The sequence below is a fragment of the Pseudomonas campi genome, assembly GCF_013200955.2.
Taxonomy (GTDB): domain Bacteria; phylum Pseudomonadota; class Gammaproteobacteria; order Pseudomonadales; family Pseudomonadaceae; genus Aquipseudomonas; species Aquipseudomonas campi.
On record NZ_CP053697.2, the window covers coordinates 2,764,945 to 2,780,191 of the forward strand.

The 15,247-nt window shown below is 66.6% G+C and carries 14 protein-coding genes and 1 riboswitch; of the genes, 6 read left to right on the forward strand and 8 right to left on the reverse strand.

Going from position 1 to position 15,247, the window contains the following annotated elements; genetic code table 11:
• Positions 1–16 precede the first annotated feature (16 nt).
• From HNE05_RS12820 to HNE05_RS12855, 8 genes are all read right to left on the reverse strand, one after another.
• Complete coding sequence (locus tag HNE05_RS12820) at positions 17–1,174, reverse strand: response regulator (protein WP_173207855.1); 1,158 nt, start codon at positions 1,172–1,174, stop codon at positions 17–19.
• A gap of 106 nt (positions 1,175–1,280) precedes the next feature.
• The gene (locus HNE05_RS12825) at positions 1,281–1,943 is read right to left on the reverse strand and encodes an O-methyltransferase (protein WP_173207858.1); all 663 of its coding nucleotides are present in this window, start codon (positions 1,941–1,943) and stop codon (positions 1,281–1,283) included.
• Positions 1,940–2,461 (reverse strand): C40 family peptidase, encoded by a 522-nt coding sequence (locus HNE05_RS12830; protein ID WP_173207861.1) that lies wholly within the window; start codon positions 2,459–2,461, stop codon positions 1,940–1,942. The genes HNE05_RS12825 and HNE05_RS12830 overlap by 4 nt, the downstream gene beginning before the upstream one ends.
• Positions 2,462–2,537: 76 nt before the next feature.
• Positions 2,538–3,143 carry a C40 family peptidase gene (locus tag HNE05_RS12835; protein WP_173207865.1) on the reverse strand — a complete coding sequence of 202 codons (606 nt, stop codon included), beginning with the start codon at positions 3,141–3,143 and terminating at the stop codon, positions 2,538–2,540.
• 69 nt (positions 3,144–3,212) lie between these two features.
• Complete coding sequence (locus HNE05_RS12840) at positions 3,213–3,980, reverse strand: NAD-dependent deacylase (protein ID WP_173207868.1); 768 nt, start codon at positions 3,978–3,980, stop codon at positions 3,213–3,215.
• Between the two features lie 229 nt (positions 3,981–4,209).
• Positions 4,210–4,881, reverse strand: coding sequence for a DNA-3-methyladenine glycosylase I (locus HNE05_RS12845; RefSeq protein ID WP_173207871.1), 672 nt, complete (start codon positions 4,879–4,881; stop codon positions 4,210–4,212).
• A gap of 150 nt (positions 4,882–5,031) precedes the next feature.
• A complete protein-coding gene (gene cobM / locus HNE05_RS12850; protein ID WP_173207874.1) occupies positions 5,032–5,778 on the reverse strand; it encodes a precorrin-4 C(11)-methyltransferase in 747 nt (248 codons plus the stop codon).
• A complete protein-coding gene (locus HNE05_RS12855) occupies positions 5,775–6,188 on the reverse strand; it encodes a cobalamin biosynthesis protein (protein WP_173207876.1) in 414 nt (137 codons plus the stop codon). The genes cobM and HNE05_RS12855 overlap by 4 nt, the downstream gene beginning before the upstream one ends.
• Before the next feature lie 92 nt (positions 6,189–6,280).
• Positions 6,281–6,474: riboswitch (cobalamin riboswitch) on the forward strand.
• 99 nt (positions 6,475–6,573) lie between these two features.
• On the opposite strand from HNE05_RS12855, the gene cobW reads away from it, so the two are divergent.
• The 6 genes from cobW (at position 6,574) to HNE05_RS12885 (ending at position 15,138) form a co-directional block, all read left to right on the forward strand.
• Positions 6,574–7,623: a cobalamin biosynthesis protein CobW gene (gene cobW, locus HNE05_RS12860; RefSeq protein WP_173207879.1), complete on the forward strand. Its 1,050-nt coding sequence runs from the start codon at positions 6,574–6,576 to the stop codon at positions 7,621–7,623.
• Positions 7,624–7,725: 102 nt separating this feature from the next.
• Entirely contained in the window at positions 7,726–11,460 is a 3,735-nt protein-coding gene (cobN, locus tag HNE05_RS12865; RefSeq protein WP_173207882.1) for a cobaltochelatase subunit CobN, read from the forward strand.
• A 298-nt stretch (positions 11,461–11,758) separates the two neighbouring features.
• Positions 11,759–12,778, forward strand: a complete 1,020-nt coding sequence (locus HNE05_RS12870; RefSeq protein ID WP_173207885.1) for a magnesium chelatase ATPase subunit I — start codon at positions 11,759–11,761, stop codon at positions 12,776–12,778.
• Positions 12,703–13,470 (forward strand): vWA domain-containing protein, encoded by a 768-nt coding sequence (locus HNE05_RS12875; RefSeq protein WP_173207889.1) that lies wholly within the window; start codon positions 12,703–12,705, stop codon positions 13,468–13,470. The genes HNE05_RS12870 and HNE05_RS12875 overlap by 76 nt, the downstream gene beginning before the upstream one ends.
• Positions 13,467–14,234 (forward strand): precorrin-6A synthase (deacetylating), encoded by a 768-nt coding sequence (gene cobF / locus HNE05_RS12880; RefSeq protein ID WP_173207892.1) that lies wholly within the window; start codon positions 13,467–13,469, stop codon positions 14,232–14,234. The genes HNE05_RS12875 and cobF overlap by 4 nt, the downstream gene beginning before the upstream one ends.
• Positions 14,235–14,556: 322 nt before the next feature.
• On the forward strand, positions 14,557–15,138 hold the full coding sequence (locus HNE05_RS12885; RefSeq protein ID WP_173207895.1) for a hypothetical protein: 582 nt from the start codon (positions 14,557–14,559) through the stop codon (positions 15,136–15,138).
• Positions 15,139–15,247 lie beyond the last annotated feature (109 nt).

Consider the following 15,247-nt stretch of genomic DNA (forward strand, 5'->3'; position numbering starts at 1 on the left):
GGCCGCAACGCGCTGCTCAGGACTTCTGCTCCATGCGCTCAAGCGCCGCCCTTTGTTTAGCCAGGTCCTGGTCGTTGTCGGCGAAGCGTTCGGCGACGGCGCGGAACTGCTCGACGCAAGCCAGGAAGGCATCGCAGATATCCGGATCGAAGTGCGAGCCGCGCCCCTGGCGAATGATCTCGACGGCCTGTTCGTGGGGCATCCCCGCCTTGTACACGCGCCGGCTGATCAGCGCGTCGTAGACATCCGCCACCGCCATCAGCCGGGCGCTGATGGGAATGTCGTCGGCGGCCAGCCCCTCGGGGTAGCCGCTGCCGTCCCACTTCTCCTGATGGCCGTAGGCAATTTCCTTGGCCAGGCTGAGAAAGTCCACGCTGATGCCCAACTGATCCTCGGCATGCTGGATGGCATCGCGACCCAGGGTGGTATGGGTCTTCATGATCTCGAACTCTTCCTCGGTGAAGCGGCCCGGCTTGAGCAGAATCGCGTCAGGGATGCCGATTTTGCCGATATCGTGCAGCGGCGCCGACTTGAACAGCAGCTGGATCGTCTCGGCGCTGAGGAAGTGACGGAAACGCGGGTGCTCGCGCAGGTGCTCGGCCAGCACTTTCATATAGTGCTGGGTACGACGGATATGGTTGCCGGTCTCGTTGTCACGGGTCTCCGCCAGCGAGGCCATGGCCTGGATGGTGACATCCTGAATGGCCACCACCTCGCGGGTGCGCCGCGCGACCTCCTGCTCCAGAAAGTCGTTCTGATCGCGCAGGAAGTCTGCCGCCGCCTTGAGCTTGAGCTGGGTATCCACCCGCGCCAGCACCAGTGGCGGACTGATCGGCTTGGTGATGTAGTCGACGGCGCCCAACGCCAGACCGTGGACTTCGTCCTCGGTCGCCGACATGGCGGTGAGGAAAATGATCGGGATATGGCGGGTACGCGGGTCCTGCTTGAGCTGCTCCGCCACCTCATAGCCGGACAGCCCGGGCATCATGATGTCGAGCAGAATCAGGTCCGGCAGCGGGTCGCCCTGCAGCACCCGCAGGGCCTTCTCGCCACTGTTGGCGGCCTTGACCCGGTAACGATCCTTGAGCAGGTCGGTCATCAGCATCAGGTTGTCCGGCGTATCGTCAACCACCAGGACGGTGGCTGGCCGGTAGAGGTCTTGGTCGGCACTCATGGCGTACAGCTCCCTTGCCAGATGGAGGTATTGCCGGGGCGGTGTAGCCCCAGAAGAGCTTAGCCGCGGACTGCGGGAATCACCCTCAGCACCTCGAAATCGGTTCTCAGCGCTTGCGGCAAAGGGTCAGGCCATCACCCAGCGGCAGCAGGGACAGATCGACACGCCGGTCGCGCTTGAGCGTGCGATTGAGCGCCTGGATCGCACGGGTGTCGGCGCTGTCCGGATTCTGCTCGAGCACCCGGCCGCTCCACAGCACGTTGTCGAACAGGATCAGCCCGCCCTGACGCGCCAAAACTAGGGCGTGCTCCAGGTACACCGGATAGTTGGCCTTGTCGGCATCGATGAAGATCAGGTCGAAGCTTTCACCCTGCCCGCCGCGCTCCAGCGCATTGAGGGTTTCCAAAGCTGGCGCCAGGCGCAGGTCGATACGATCCTGCAGGCCGGCTTCGTACCAGTAGCGCCGGGCGATGGCGTTGTAGTCGCCGGGCAGGTCGCAGCAGATCAGCTGGCCGTCGGCCGGCAGGGCGGCGGCCATGCACAGGGCGCTGTAGCCGGTGAAGGTGCCGATCTCGAGGATGCGCCGGGCCCCGGTCAGCTGCACCAGCAGGGCCATGAACTGGCCCTGCTCGGGGGCGATCTGCCAGTGCGCATTGGTCAGCTGCGCCGTCTCGTCACGCAGGCGCTTGAGCAGCGGGGTTTCGCGCTGGGAAACATCCAGCAGGTATTGGTAGAGGTTGTCGTCGAGGTTGAGGGTGCGCTGGGTCATGGCTGGCGCGCCAACTGCGCCGGTGCCAGTACGCGCTTGGCGCTGAGGTAGGTCTTCTGCCAGTAGGCCGTGGTCAGATAGTCCAGGCGCACGGTGCCGCCGCTGGACGGCGCATGGACGAAACGCCCTTCGCCGACATAGATGCCGGCATGGCTGACCTGGCCGCCGCCATTGGTGGCGAAAAACAGCAGGTCACCGCTCTGCAGGGCATTGCGGCTGACCGTCGGCGCACGCAGGTTGATCATCTCGCGGGTCGAACGCGGCAGCTGGATACCGGCCGAGTTGCGGTACACGTAGCCGATCAGGCCACTGCAGTCGAAACCACTGTCCGGGGTGTTGCCGCCATAGCGATAGGGCGTGCCAACCAGGCCGATGGCACTCATCAGCACATCATCGGCATTTTCGTTGCCAACGATGGGAAAAGGGTCGACGGGGTAATCAGGAGAGGGAGAGTTGCCGGCGCAGGCGGTAAGCAGCGCGGCGAGGGCTAGCAGGGCGAAGCGAGCCGTTACATGCATGGCGGGCGATCCTGGCCGGAATGCGCCCTACTCTGCCGCGTGCCGGACACAGGCGCAAGCCCTGTGCCCTTGCGCCTTAACGGTTAACCGAACGCTCACTCTGCAGCTGCGGGGCCAGCGCCAGGGCGCGCTTGGCTTCCATGTAGCTGCGGTTCCAGTAGCTGTCGTCCAGGCTGTCGATACGCACGCCACCGCTGCGGCTGCTGCTGGAGTGGATGAACTGGTCATCGCCCAGGTAGATGCCGGCATGGCTGACGCGGCCACGGCCACGGTTGTTGAAGAAGATGATGTCGCCCGGCTCCAGCTCTTCGCGAGCCACCAGCGGGGCATCCAGGTTGATCATTTCACGGGTGGAGCGCGGCAGTTGCATGCCGGCTTCTTCACGGAACAGGAAGCCGATGAAACCGCTGCAGTCGAAGCCGGTTTTCACCGAGGTGCCGCCGAAACGGTACTTGGTGCCGACCAGGGACAGGCCCTGACTGAGGATGCTGTCTGCCAGCTGGGGCAGCGCATAGGGTTTGTCGTCGGTGATGTCGGCCATCATCTGCTCGTCGCTGATGTACTCGACGGGTTCTGGCTCGACCGCTACCTGCTCAATTGGCTGGTGCGGTGCCTGGCCGGCACAAGCCGCCAGGAGACTAATCAGTGCAAGAGGCACGAGGGGTGCGAAGCGCTTTAGCATGGGCACGACCGTGTTTGTCTGGTTTTTATAAGGGGGCGACTATGCCGTCTGAACACTGAGATTGCAAATTCAATGCCGAGAAATGTGACTTAGTAGTTTCGGGAAAACATCTAACGCCCTTCCTGACAGACGGACATCCACCCAGCCGCTGAGGTCGGTTGTCGCCGGGTTCACTTCCACGGTGAAACCCCCATTCCTGCGGGCTTGCGCCACCGGTTCGACGATATAGGGGAAGCTCGCCGTGGTGCCCACCGCCAGCACCACGTCGAAGCCCTTGTGCACCTGGTCATAAAGCCGACCAATGGCATCTTCCGGCAGCATTTCCTCGAACAGCACCACCGGTGGGCGCAGGATGCCCGCGCATTGTGCACAGCGCGGCGGCAAGGGGCGCTGCAGGTGCTCGGCCAGCTCGGGATCTGCGGCGCCGCAGGACTGGCAATACAGCGGCGCCAACTGGCCGTGAATCTCGATCAGCCGCTCTGCTGGCGAGCCGGCCTGGCGGTGATAACCGTCAATATTCTGCGTCAGCACCCAGCAACCGGGCTTGCGCCGTTGCAGCTCGGCGATCGCCGCATGGCCGGCGTTGGGTTGCGCGCCCAGGCAGGCCTTGCCGAGCTCGGCCAGGTACTTCCAGCACAACGCCGGGTTGCGCTGCAGCATCGGCCCGGACAGCGCCGCCTCGATCGGCAGGCCTTCCGGCGTCAGACCGTTGTACAGGCCGCCGAGGCCGCGATAGGTCGGCAACCCCGAGTCAGCAGACAGGCCGGCGCCGGTGATGATCAGAATGCGCTCGGCTCGTTCGATGGCCTGGGCGACGCGGATGATGTCCTGTTCCATCGCACTCTCCCGATGTCGATCAGCTCTGTCGTGGATGCCGCCGTGCTTAACCCCCTGCAAGGGCCCGAGTGTAGGGTGGATCGCGCTCCATCGATCCACCGAGCGGCTCCGTGGTGGATGAAAAAGCATCATCCACCCTACTCCCCGGATCTCCGTAGGAGCGAGCTCTGCTCGCGAAGTTCTATACGAGGACAGGTTCGCGAGCAGAGCTCGCTCCTACCAGAGCCGCTTAGTGATTCACCGTATGCGCCAGCATCACTGACAACTGACACAGCGGCCGGCCGCTTTCGGCGTGCCACTGGTTGAAGGCCGCCTGCACGGCGGCCAGTTCCTTGAGGCTGGTTGGCGCCTTGTCGACGATTTCCTGGGCCTTGAGCGCGGCGACCATGTCGTCGCTGGGAATGAAGGTGTCCTTGCCGATCATGCGCAGCAGACGCGGCGCCGACAGCCCGCCGAGTTGGCTGCCATGTTTGGCCAGGTACTTCCACAGGCCGACGATATCGGTCACCGGCCAGTCGGCGATCAGCGCGCCGAAGCTGCCTTTTTCCTTCTGCACGTCCAGCACGAACTGGGCGTTGCGCGGCACGCTCTTGAGCTTGCCCAGGTGGCGGATGATGCGCGCATCCTGCATCAGTCGCTCGAGGTGTTCGGCACTCATCAGCGCCACTTTCTCCGGGACGAAGCCGAAGAACACTTCCTCGAAGGCCGGCCACTTGGCGTCCACCAGGCTGTGCTTGAGGCCGGCGCGGAATACGCGCAGGGCGATCAGCGACAGGTAGCGGTCATCGCTGATCTGGCGCAGTTCCGCCGCGCTGCGCGGTTGCGGCAGCATGGCCTCGAGGGCCGCGGGCGAGCCGAAGCGGTTCAGGCAGTATTCGTGAAGCCATTGATAGTCGCGCATGGATCGTCCTTACAGAGCCTGGTGCGGGCGGACCCGACAGATGCAACAGGGTGCCCGCCCAGCGCGGCATCCGGCAAGCCTGCCAACCGCAGAAACGGGTCAGGGCCGCACCAGTGCGCGCCCCCTTCGACTAGCCGCTGTTTGCCGGCATCAGGTCCTGAACAGGTGCTGAGTATCGGCGTGGTACAGCGCCGAAGCGGCGAAGTCCTCGGCGCCCAGTACCCGGCCGACCAGGATCAGCGCGGTGCGCCGAAAACCCTTGGCGCGCACCTTGTCCTCGATGTCCGCCAGGGTGCCCCGCACCCAGTCCTGATCCGGCCAGCTGGCGCGATGGACCACGGCAATCGGGCAGTCGGCGCCGTAGTGCGGCAGCAGCTCGGCCACGATCGCCGCCAGGTGCTGCACGCCCAGGTGGATGGCCATGGTCGTGCCGTGGCTGGCCAGGGCACCCAGCGCCTCCCCGGCCGGCATCGGCGAGTTGTGCCCGTAGCGGGTGAGAATCACCGTCTGCGCCACGTCCGGCAGAGTCAGTTCGGCCTCCAGCAGCGCCGCGCAGGCAGCCGTGGCGGTGACGCCGGGAATGATCTCGAAGGGAATGTCCAAGGCCCGCAGTTCGCGGATCTGCTCACCGATGGCGCCGTACAGCGACGGGTCGCCGGAATGCACGCGGGCCACGTCCTGGCCACGGGCGTGGGCCTCGGCCAGCAGGCGGACGATCTCGCCTAGGTGCAGCTCGGCGGTGTTCACCACCTGCTCGGCGCGATGGCCCTCGAGCACCGCCGGCGGCACCAGCGAACCGGCATAGAGCAGCACCGGGCAGCTGCGAATCAGGCGCTGGCCTTTGACGGTGATCAGTTCGGAGTCGCCGGGGCCGGCGCCGATGAAGTAGACGGTCATTGCGAGAGCTCTCTATCGATCCGCGCCAGGGCGCAGGTGGCATTGCTACTGCGCTGGCGCGGGCCGAGCAGCTGCGCCGCGCCCAGGCGCGCGGCGGCGACCAGGGCGCTGGGCTCGGCCACTGCGGCGCTGCCGGTCACGCGCAATGTCAGCGGATTGGCCTCGGCCTGGCCGGCGACGCTCGCCAGTTCCTGCACCGAGCACCAGGTCATCGGCAGCGCCAGGCGCTCGACCAGCGCCTGCAGGCCCGGTTCGTCGCGCTTGTGCGCACTGCTGGCCAGGCCCGCCAGCGCTTCCAGGCCCAGGCCGTGCGCAGCCAGGCACTGCAGCAGCAGCGCTTGCAGCTCGTCCGGCGTACAGCCGCTACGGCAGCCAAGGCCGGCAATCAGGCGAATGGCGGGGCTGGACATGGCGCTCCTGCTGGCAGCCAGAAAAGGCCGCGTAGCTCAGCACGGGCGGCCACCCCGGTCAACCGCGGTTGACCTGTACCCGGTCGCTGCGTAGCCTTCCACCCTTTCGAGGTTCTGCACCCGCGCGGGTGCAGCTAAGAGGGAACAGGGTCAACGCCCTGGCTGCCCCCGCAACTGTGAACGGTTCAAGCCCCTTCGATACACCACTGCCAACGGCGGGAAGGTGAAGGGAGCGCGCCCAGCGCACACCGTGAGCCAGGAGACCTGCCTCGACTAACACGCTAACTGTCCGGGCGGGGTGATCCGGTGGTGCAAGGCCCGCGTCCGCCCGGACGCCGGCCTGCCCCTGCCCGTCCGTCTCTTTTTCGACGCTCCGGGGCCCTCCATGCAAACGCTCGCCAAACTTCCCGTCACCATCGTCACCGGCTTCCTCGGCGCCGGCAAAACCACCCTGCTGCGTCATATGCTCGGCCATGCCGATGGCCGGCGCATCGCGGTGATCGTCAACGAGTTCGGCGAGCTGGGCATCGACGGCGAAATCCTCAAACAGTGCTCGATCGGCTGCAGCGAAGAAGAAGCCAACGGCCGCATCTTCGAGCTGGCCAACGGCTGCCTGTGCTGCACCGTGCAGGAGGAATTCTTCCCGGTGATGCGCGAGCTGGTGGCACGCCGCGGCGAGCTCGACCACATCCTGATAGAGACTTCCGGCCTGGCCCTGCCCAAGCCGCTGGTGCAGGCCTTCAACTGGCCGGAAATCCGCAACGCCTGCACGGTGGACGCGGTGATCACCGTGGTCGACAGCCCGGCCGTGGCCGCCGGCACCTTCGCCGCCTTCCCGGATCAGGTCGATGAGCAACGCAAGCTCGCCCCCAACCTGGACCACGAATCGCCGCTGCACGAGCTGTTCGCCGACCAGCTGGCCAGCGCCGACCTGGTGATCCTCAACAAGGCCGACCTGCTCGACGCCGCCGCCCTGGCCGCGGTGCGTGCGGAAGTGGCCGAAGAGCTGCCGCCGGCGGTCAAGGTCATCGAGGCCCACGGCGGCGAGCTGCCGCTGGACGTGCTGCTGGGCCTCAACTGCGAGACCGAGCTGCACATCGACCAGCGCCGCACCCATCACGACGAGGAAGGCGAGGATCACGACCACGACGAGTTCGACTCCTTCGCCGTCGAGCTGCCCGAGGTCGAGGAAGCACGCCTGCTGCAGGCGCTGAAGGAGGCCGTGGCCAAGCACGGCATCCTGCGCATCAAGGGCTTCGCCGCCATCCCCGGCAAACCCATGCGCCTGCTGCTGCAAGGCGTCGGCCAGCGCTTCGACAAGCACTTCGACCGCGCCTGGCAGGCCGATGAAGCGCGCCTCACCCGTCTGGTGGTGATCGGCCAGGCGCTGGACCCGGCCGCCATCGGTAGCGAGCTGCAGGCGGCATTGGCGTGAACCGGCTGATCGCCAGCAAGCTGGCTCCTACGGCGGCAGCGTGCTCGGGCTCTTGTGTAGGAGCCAGCTTGCTGGCGATCCCTTCCCCGGTAGCCGCCTGACATGCACCTGCTGCGCACCCAGCCCGGCAGCCAACTGCCGGCCGACAGCATCGCCGACCTGCAGCAGACCCCGGCCGAGCTGGTGATCCTCTGCACCGGCGACTCGCACCTGTCGTTGCTGGCCGAAGTGGCGCGCAGCCTGCCCGAGGATTTTCCCAGCCTGCGCCTGGCCAGCCCGGCGCAGCTGGGCAACCACGCCTCGGTGGATTTCTACGTCGAGCAGGTGCTGCAACACGCCAAGGTCATCCTGACCTCGGTGCATGGCGGGGTCAGCTACTGGCGCTACGGCATCGAACGCCTGGTCGAGCTGGCCGGGCGCGGCGCCCGGCTGATCCTGGTGCCCGGCGACGACAGCCCCGACCCCGAGCTGAGCGCCCTCGGCAACGTGCCGAGCGACGACAGCCAGCGCCTATGGCAGTACCTGCGCCAGGGCGGGGTGGATAACGCCCAGCAGTTCTTCCACTGCCTCGCCAGCCTCTACCTGCAGCGCGACTACCCCTGGCAGGAGCCGCGCGCCCTGCCCCGCGTCGCCCTCTATCACCCGCAGCAGGCCGCAGCCAGCCTGGACCGCTGGCGCGCCGACTGGCAGCCGGGCTGGCCGGTGGCGGCGCTGCTGTTCTACCGCACCCATGTGCAGGCGGCGAACACCGCCTTCGTCGATACCTTCTGCGCGCGCCTGCAGGCACAGGGCCTCAACCCGCTGCCAATCGCCGTGGCCAGCCTCAAGGAAGCCGCCTGCCTGGCCCAGGTCGAGGACTGGCTGGACGCGGCCGAGGCCAGCGTGATCCTCAACACCACCGGCTTCGCCATGAGCAACCCGGAAGCACCGGAACTCAGGCCGTTTCGCCGCGACATCCCGGTGCTGCAGGCCATCTGCGCCCTGGCCAACCAGGAACAGTGGCAGGCCAGCGCCCAGGGCCTCGGTTCACGCGACCTGGCCATGCACATCGCCCTGCCCGAACTGGACGGCCGCCTGATCACCCAGCCGATCAGCTTCAAGGGCCTGGCCTGGCGCAGCGAGCGCAGCCAGAGCGACGTGGTCTGCTACCACGCGCACCTGCCGGGCATGGATTTCGTCGCCGAGCTGGCGCGTAACTGGTGCGAGCTGGCGCGTCGACCCAACGCCGACAAGCGTATCGCCCTGGTGCTGGCCAACTACCCGACCCGCGACGGCCGCATCGGCAACGGCGTCGGCCTGGATACCCCAGCGGCGGCGCTGAATATCCTTACCGCCCTGAAGCAGCAGGGTTACCCGGTGGCCGATCTGCCGGACAGCGGCACCGCGCTGATCCACCAGCTGCTCGGCGGGGTGACCAACGACCTAGACAACCTCGACCTGCGCCCCTGCGCGCAGAGTCTGGCGCTGGACGACTACCGACGCTGCTTCGCCGCCCTGCCCGAGGCCAACCAGCAAGCGGTGCGGGAGCGCTGGGGCGAGCCGCAGCAAGACCCGATGTTCCGCAGCGGCCGCCTGATGATCGCCGGCCGGCGCTTCGGCCTCACCTTCGTCGGCATCCAGCCGGCGCGCGGCTACCAGCTGGATGCCGCGGCGGTGTACCACGACCCCGATCTGGTACCACCGCACGGCTACCTGGCCTTCTACTTCTGGCTGCGCCACAGCTTCGCCGCCAACGCGCTGATCCATGTCGGCAAGCACGGCAACCTGGAGTGGCTGCCGGGCAAGAGCGTCGGCCTGTCCGAGCAGTGCTGGCCCAGCGCCCTGCTCGGCCCGCTGCCGAATATCTATCCCTTTATCGTCAACGACCCTGGCGAAGGCGCGCAGGCCAAACGACGTACCCAGGCGGTGATCATCGACCACCTGATGCCGCCGCTGACCCGCGCCGAAAGCTACGGCCCGCTGCGCGACCTGGAGCGCCTGGCCGACGAGTACTACGAGGCCAGCCAGCTCGACCTGCGCCGCGCCATCGAGCTGCGTGGCGAGATCCTGCAGAAAGTGCGCGAGGCCAGCCTGGATCGCGAACTGGGCCTGCAACTGAATGACGACCCGGACAGCTGGCTGCCACAGCTGGACGCCTACCTGTGCAACCTCAAGGAATCGCAGATCCGCGACGGCCTGCACGTGTTCGGCGAATCGCCGGCCGGCCAATTGCGCCGCGACACCCTGCTGGCCCTGCTGCGTATCCCCCGTGGCGATGGCCAGGGCGGCAACGCCAGCCTGCTGCGCGCCCTGGCCCAGGACCTGCGGCTGGCCTTCGACCCGCTCGACTGCCAGATGGCCGAGCCCTGGTCCGGCCCGCGCCCGGCCGTGCTGGCGGAGCTGAGCAGCGATCCCTGGCGCAGCCTGGGCGACAGCCGCGAGCGCCTGGAGCTGCTGGCCCTGCAGCTGATCGGCAACCCGGACTTCCCGGCCATCGGCCCGGCCAGCGCCCTGATCCTCATTGAGCTGCGCCAGCGCATCGCCCCGCTGCTGGATGCCTGCGGTCCGGCGGAAATAGCCGGCCTGCTCGCCGCCCTGGACGGTCGCTTTGTCCCCGCAGGGCCCAGCGGTGCGCCGAGTCGCGGACGCCTGGACGTGCTGCCGACCGGGCGCAACTTCTTCTCGATGGACGTGCGCAACCTGCCCACGCCGACCGCCTGGCGCATCGGCGTGCAGAGCGCCGAGCGCCTGCTCGAACGCCACCTGCAGGACGAAGGCGACCACCTGCGCCAGCTCGGCCTGTCGGTGTGGGGCACGGCGACCATGCGCACCGGCGGCGACGACATCGCTCAGGCCCTGGCGCTGCTGGGCGTGCGCCCGGTGTGGCAGGCCGGCAGCCAGCGTGTCGAGCGTTTCGAGGTGCTGCCGCTGGAACAGCTCGGCCGCCCGCGGGTGGACGTGACCCTGCGCGTGTCCGGCTTCTTCCGCGATGCCTTTAGCAATCTGATCCGTCTGTTCGATGACGCCGTACAGGCAGTGGTTGATCTCGATGAGCCGGAAGAGATGAATCCGTTGTCGGCACGGGTCTGGCGCGAGTCCCTGGCCCTGCAGGACAGCGGCTTGGATCAACACCAGGCACGTAAACAGGCCGGCTGGCGGGTGTTTGGCTCGAAACCGGGGGCCTATGGTGCGGGCGTGCAGAACGCCATCGACGAACGCCTGTGGCAAACCCGCGCGGACCTGGCCGAGGTCTACCTGAACTGGGGCGGCTACGCCTACGGCCAGGGCGCCGAGGGCACGCCGGCGCGCGCGCAGTTCGCCGAGCGCCTGGTGCAGCTGCAGGCGGTGCTGCACAACCAGGACAACCGCGAGCACGACATCCTCGATTCCAACGACTACTACCAGTTCCAGGGCGGCATGCTGGCGGCGGTGGAAACCCTGCGCGGCGCCAAGGTGGCCAGCTACCACGGCGACAACAGCCAGCCGGAGACCCCGCGCATCCGCAGCCTCAAGCAGGAACTGGCCCGCGTGGTACGCGCCCGCGCGGCCAACCCGAAGTGGATCGAAGGCATGAAGCGCCACGGCTACAAGGGCGCCTTCGAGCTGGCGGCGACCATCGACTACCTGTTTGCCTTCGACGCCACCAGCGAGCTGGTCGACGACCACCAGTACGCTTTGCTCACCAATGCCTACCTGCTCGATCGCGATACACGCGACTTTATCCAGCAGCACAACCCCGGCGCCCTGCAGGACATCCTCGAACGCCTGCTCGAAGCCCAGCAGCGCGGCCTCTGGCAGAACCCCGGCGAATACCGCGCGGCGCTGGAAAACCTGCTGCTGGATAGCGAGGAATCATGACCACCCCGCCAATCCCCGTAGCCCGGACGCACGCTCTTCTCCCCTCGCCCATTTATGGGAGAGGGGCCGGGGGAGAGGGCCGTCCGTACACAGGGACAACCGAGTGGGCCGACAGCCTCTTCCACCCTCTCCCCAACCCTCTCCCGCAAGCGGGAGAGGGAGCACAGGCCCGTAGCCCGGATGCAATCCGGGGAGATGGCGATGGGCAACCCCGGATTGCATCCGGGCTACAAAGCTTTTCTCCCCTCGCCCATAAATGGGCGAGGGAGCAAAACACCCCGCACACGCAGGAATCGCCATGACCGACCACCACTTCCCCCTCGCCGCCGTAGTCGGCGCCGATGACCTCAAGCTGGCCCTGTGCCTGGTGGCCGTCGACCCGGCCATCGGCGGGGTGCTGATCGAAGGGCCGCGCGGCATGGCCAAGTCGACCCTGGCCCGCGGCCTGGCCGAGCTGCTGCCCAGCGGCCATTTCGTCACCCTGCCGCTGGGCGCCAGCGAGGAACGCATCGTCGGCACCCTCGACCTGGACGCCGCCCTCGGTGAAGGCCGCGCGCAGTTCTGCCCCGGCCTGCTGAGCAAGGCCGATGGCGGCGTGCTGTATGTCGACGAGGTCAACCTGCTGCCGGATCACCTGGTCGACCTGCTGCTGGATGCCGCCGCCAGCGGGGTCAACCATATCGAGCGCGACGGCATCTCCCATCGGCACAGCGCGCGCTTCGTGCTGATCGGCACCATGAACGGCGAGGAAGGCGAGCTGCGCCCGCAACTGCTCGACCGCTTCGGCCTCAACCTGGCCCTGGACGGCCAGCCGCAACCGGCCCAGCGCGCCGAGATCATGCGCCGCCGTCTGGCCTTCGACAGCGACCCGCAGGCCTTCCTGCACAGCTGGGCCGATGCCCAGAACGAGCTGCGCAGCCGCTGCCTGAGCGCCCGCGAGCGCCTGGCCGCGATCCCCCTGGATGACGCCGCGCTGGAGGCAATCGCCCAGCGCTGCTTCGCCGCCGGGGTCGACGGCCTGCGCGCCGACCTGGTCTGGTTGCGCGCCGCCCGCGCCCATGCGGCCTGGCGCGGCGCCGCACAGATCGAGGAAATCGACATCGACACGGTGGCCGACTTCGTCCTGCGCCATCGCCGCCGCCCTGCTCCGCCGGCCCAAGCGCCACAGCAACAACAGCCGCCCCAACAGCAGCCACCCGCGCCAATCCCGGCCACCAGCGAACAAGCCCAGAGCGACGGCCAATGGGGCGAACTGCCTGCCCAGCCCCAGGCCATGGGCGAACGGCGCGAACCGCCGCGCTGGGCAAAAAAGCCCTGAGCATCCGCCCGCGCCAGCCCCTCGGCGCGGATGCCAGACAAAAACCGGGCAGCCTGAGTGGCGGGCGCAGTGGCGCCAGCCGCAGCGGCCTGCTGGGCGCCATCGACTGGCCGGCGACCCTGATCAAGGGCCGCCCGCGTAGCCGTCAGGACCTGATACGCCGCCCGCGCAGCGCGCAACCCACTGAACTCTGGCTGGTGATAGTCGATGCCTCCGCCTCGACCCGCCGGGGTGGCGCCCTGAGCCAGGCCAAGGGCCTGCTTGCCGAGCTGTTCGATGCGGCCTACCGCCAGCGCGCGCGCTTGGCCCTGCTGCACGCCACCGGCACACAACCGCGCTGGCTGTGGCAGGGGCAGAAAAGCTCCAGCGCCCTGCGCGACTGGCTCGACCAGCTCGGCGCCGGCGGCGGCACCCCGCTGCTCGAAGCCCTGCAACAGGCCGCGCAGTGGCAGGCCCGGCGCCAGCGCCGACAACCGGGCGAACAGCAGCGCCTGCTGATCCTCACCGACGGCCGCCTGCGCGACTGGCCCACCCTGCCCGCCAGCCAGTGCCCGGTGCTGCTGGTGGATATCGAACGCACACCGGTGCGCCTCGGCCGCGCCCACCTACTGGCCAGCGAGCTGGGCGCCGACTACCGCCATATCGACTCGCTGGCGCCCAGCGCCAAACCTCACACCTGGAACACACCATGAAAGAACTGCTGCTGGTCGGCATCGGTGCCGGCGACCCCGACTACATCACCATGCAGGCGCTCAAGGCGCTGCGCCGCGCCGACGTGATCTTCCTGCTCGACAAGGGTCCGGCCAAGCACAAGCTCAACGCCCTGCGCCGAGAAATCTGCACCCGCTACCTCGACGGCCACACGCCGCGCTTCGCCGAAGGCCTGCAGCCGGAACGCGAGCGCGATGCCGCCGACTACCGCGCCAGCGTCGACGAGCTGAACCGCGACAAGCAGGCGGTGTTCAAGCAGCTGATCGACGAACAAATGGCCGACGGCGAGGTCGCCGCCTTTATGGTCTGGGGCGACCCCTCGCTGTACGACAGCAGCATCCGCATCGTCGAGGCCATCGCCGCTGCGCGCGGCGACCTGCGCTTCGAAGTGATCCCCGGCATCACCAGCCTGCAGGCCCTCACCGCTCGACACCGCGTGCCGCTCAACAGCATCGGCCGCGCCGTGGAAATCACCACCGGCCGCCTGCTCGCCGAGGGCTGGCCGCAGGGTGTGGACAGCGTGGCGGTGATGCTCGACGCCAAGGACAGCTACCTGCGCTTTGTTGGGCAGGGGCTGCATATCTATTGGGGCGCGTATGTGGGGACGGCGGATGAGATTTTGATTGCCGGGCCGCTGGATGAAGTGGCGGAGCGCATAGCGGCGACTCGTGCGCAGGCGCGGGAGAGGAATGGGTGGATTATGGATAGCTACCTGCTGAGGAAGGCCGAGTCAGCGGATAACTGAACAATTCGAGCAAGGTTGCTTTCGCCACATAGATTCCAATGACAACTGGCAACGAAACGAGGGGCGGCTCGCTCCTAGGGAAGGCAGACGTATATATTTGACCTCAACATATTCTGTCCAAGGGAGCTGTTCGATGAAGCGATGTTGGGCTAGCGCTTTAGGCGGCTGCAATACCATGTCGGGGGAGCATGTCTTCAGTAACTCCATATTCAAGGCTGGCTGCGGGTGCCCTCCGTTAATTATGGGGGTCGAACGGATTCGAAATGGAGAGCCTACTGCCAACGCGGAGAAGGCAAATATCCTATGCCGACACCATAATTCCATGCTCAGTCCACTGGATGCGGTTGCTGGAAAAATATCTTTATTTCAAGCAAGAGCCAACGATGAAAGTTTCAATGAAGCTCTCTATGTCGAGGGGGAGCTTCTTGAACGGTGGCTGCTCAAGACGGTTATCAACAATGCGGTAGCAGGTTGGATGGGGCCTAAAAAGTGGCTGCCGGTTCCGGACGTGGTATCTGCGATTTTTGGGCATAGCCCAATACCTGACGGTATTGGCTTATACAGTGTTGAGGGAGTCGATCCACTGCATAAACCGGCTGGAGGTATTAGTGCCATGCCAGTTTTCCTAGACTATGAGCGGCAGCTACTCGGAGGAGCCTATATCTCTATCAATGGGATGCCACTATTTGCGGCCTTTGATACTGAGTTAGCCACCCGACTGGAAGCAGGAAATATGCCTAAGTTGAAACAACGATTCTCACCTTCGGGGTTGAAGCATTTGTATCATCCGGGGGCGATAGTCATATCGAGAAATCGGGGACAGCCAGTCGTGTTAGGGCTGAGCTGGAAAGGTATTTTGCGCTTCGCTGACGGCACAACAGTAGCGTTCCCTCCCGAGAGATGAAGTGACCGCCCCTAGCCGAAAGCTGACGAGTCCCGGCCAAATTGGGCAGAACGCCCCCATCATTACTTACCATCACGTCGCTTTTCGCCCTTACGGCGAGTCACTTTCT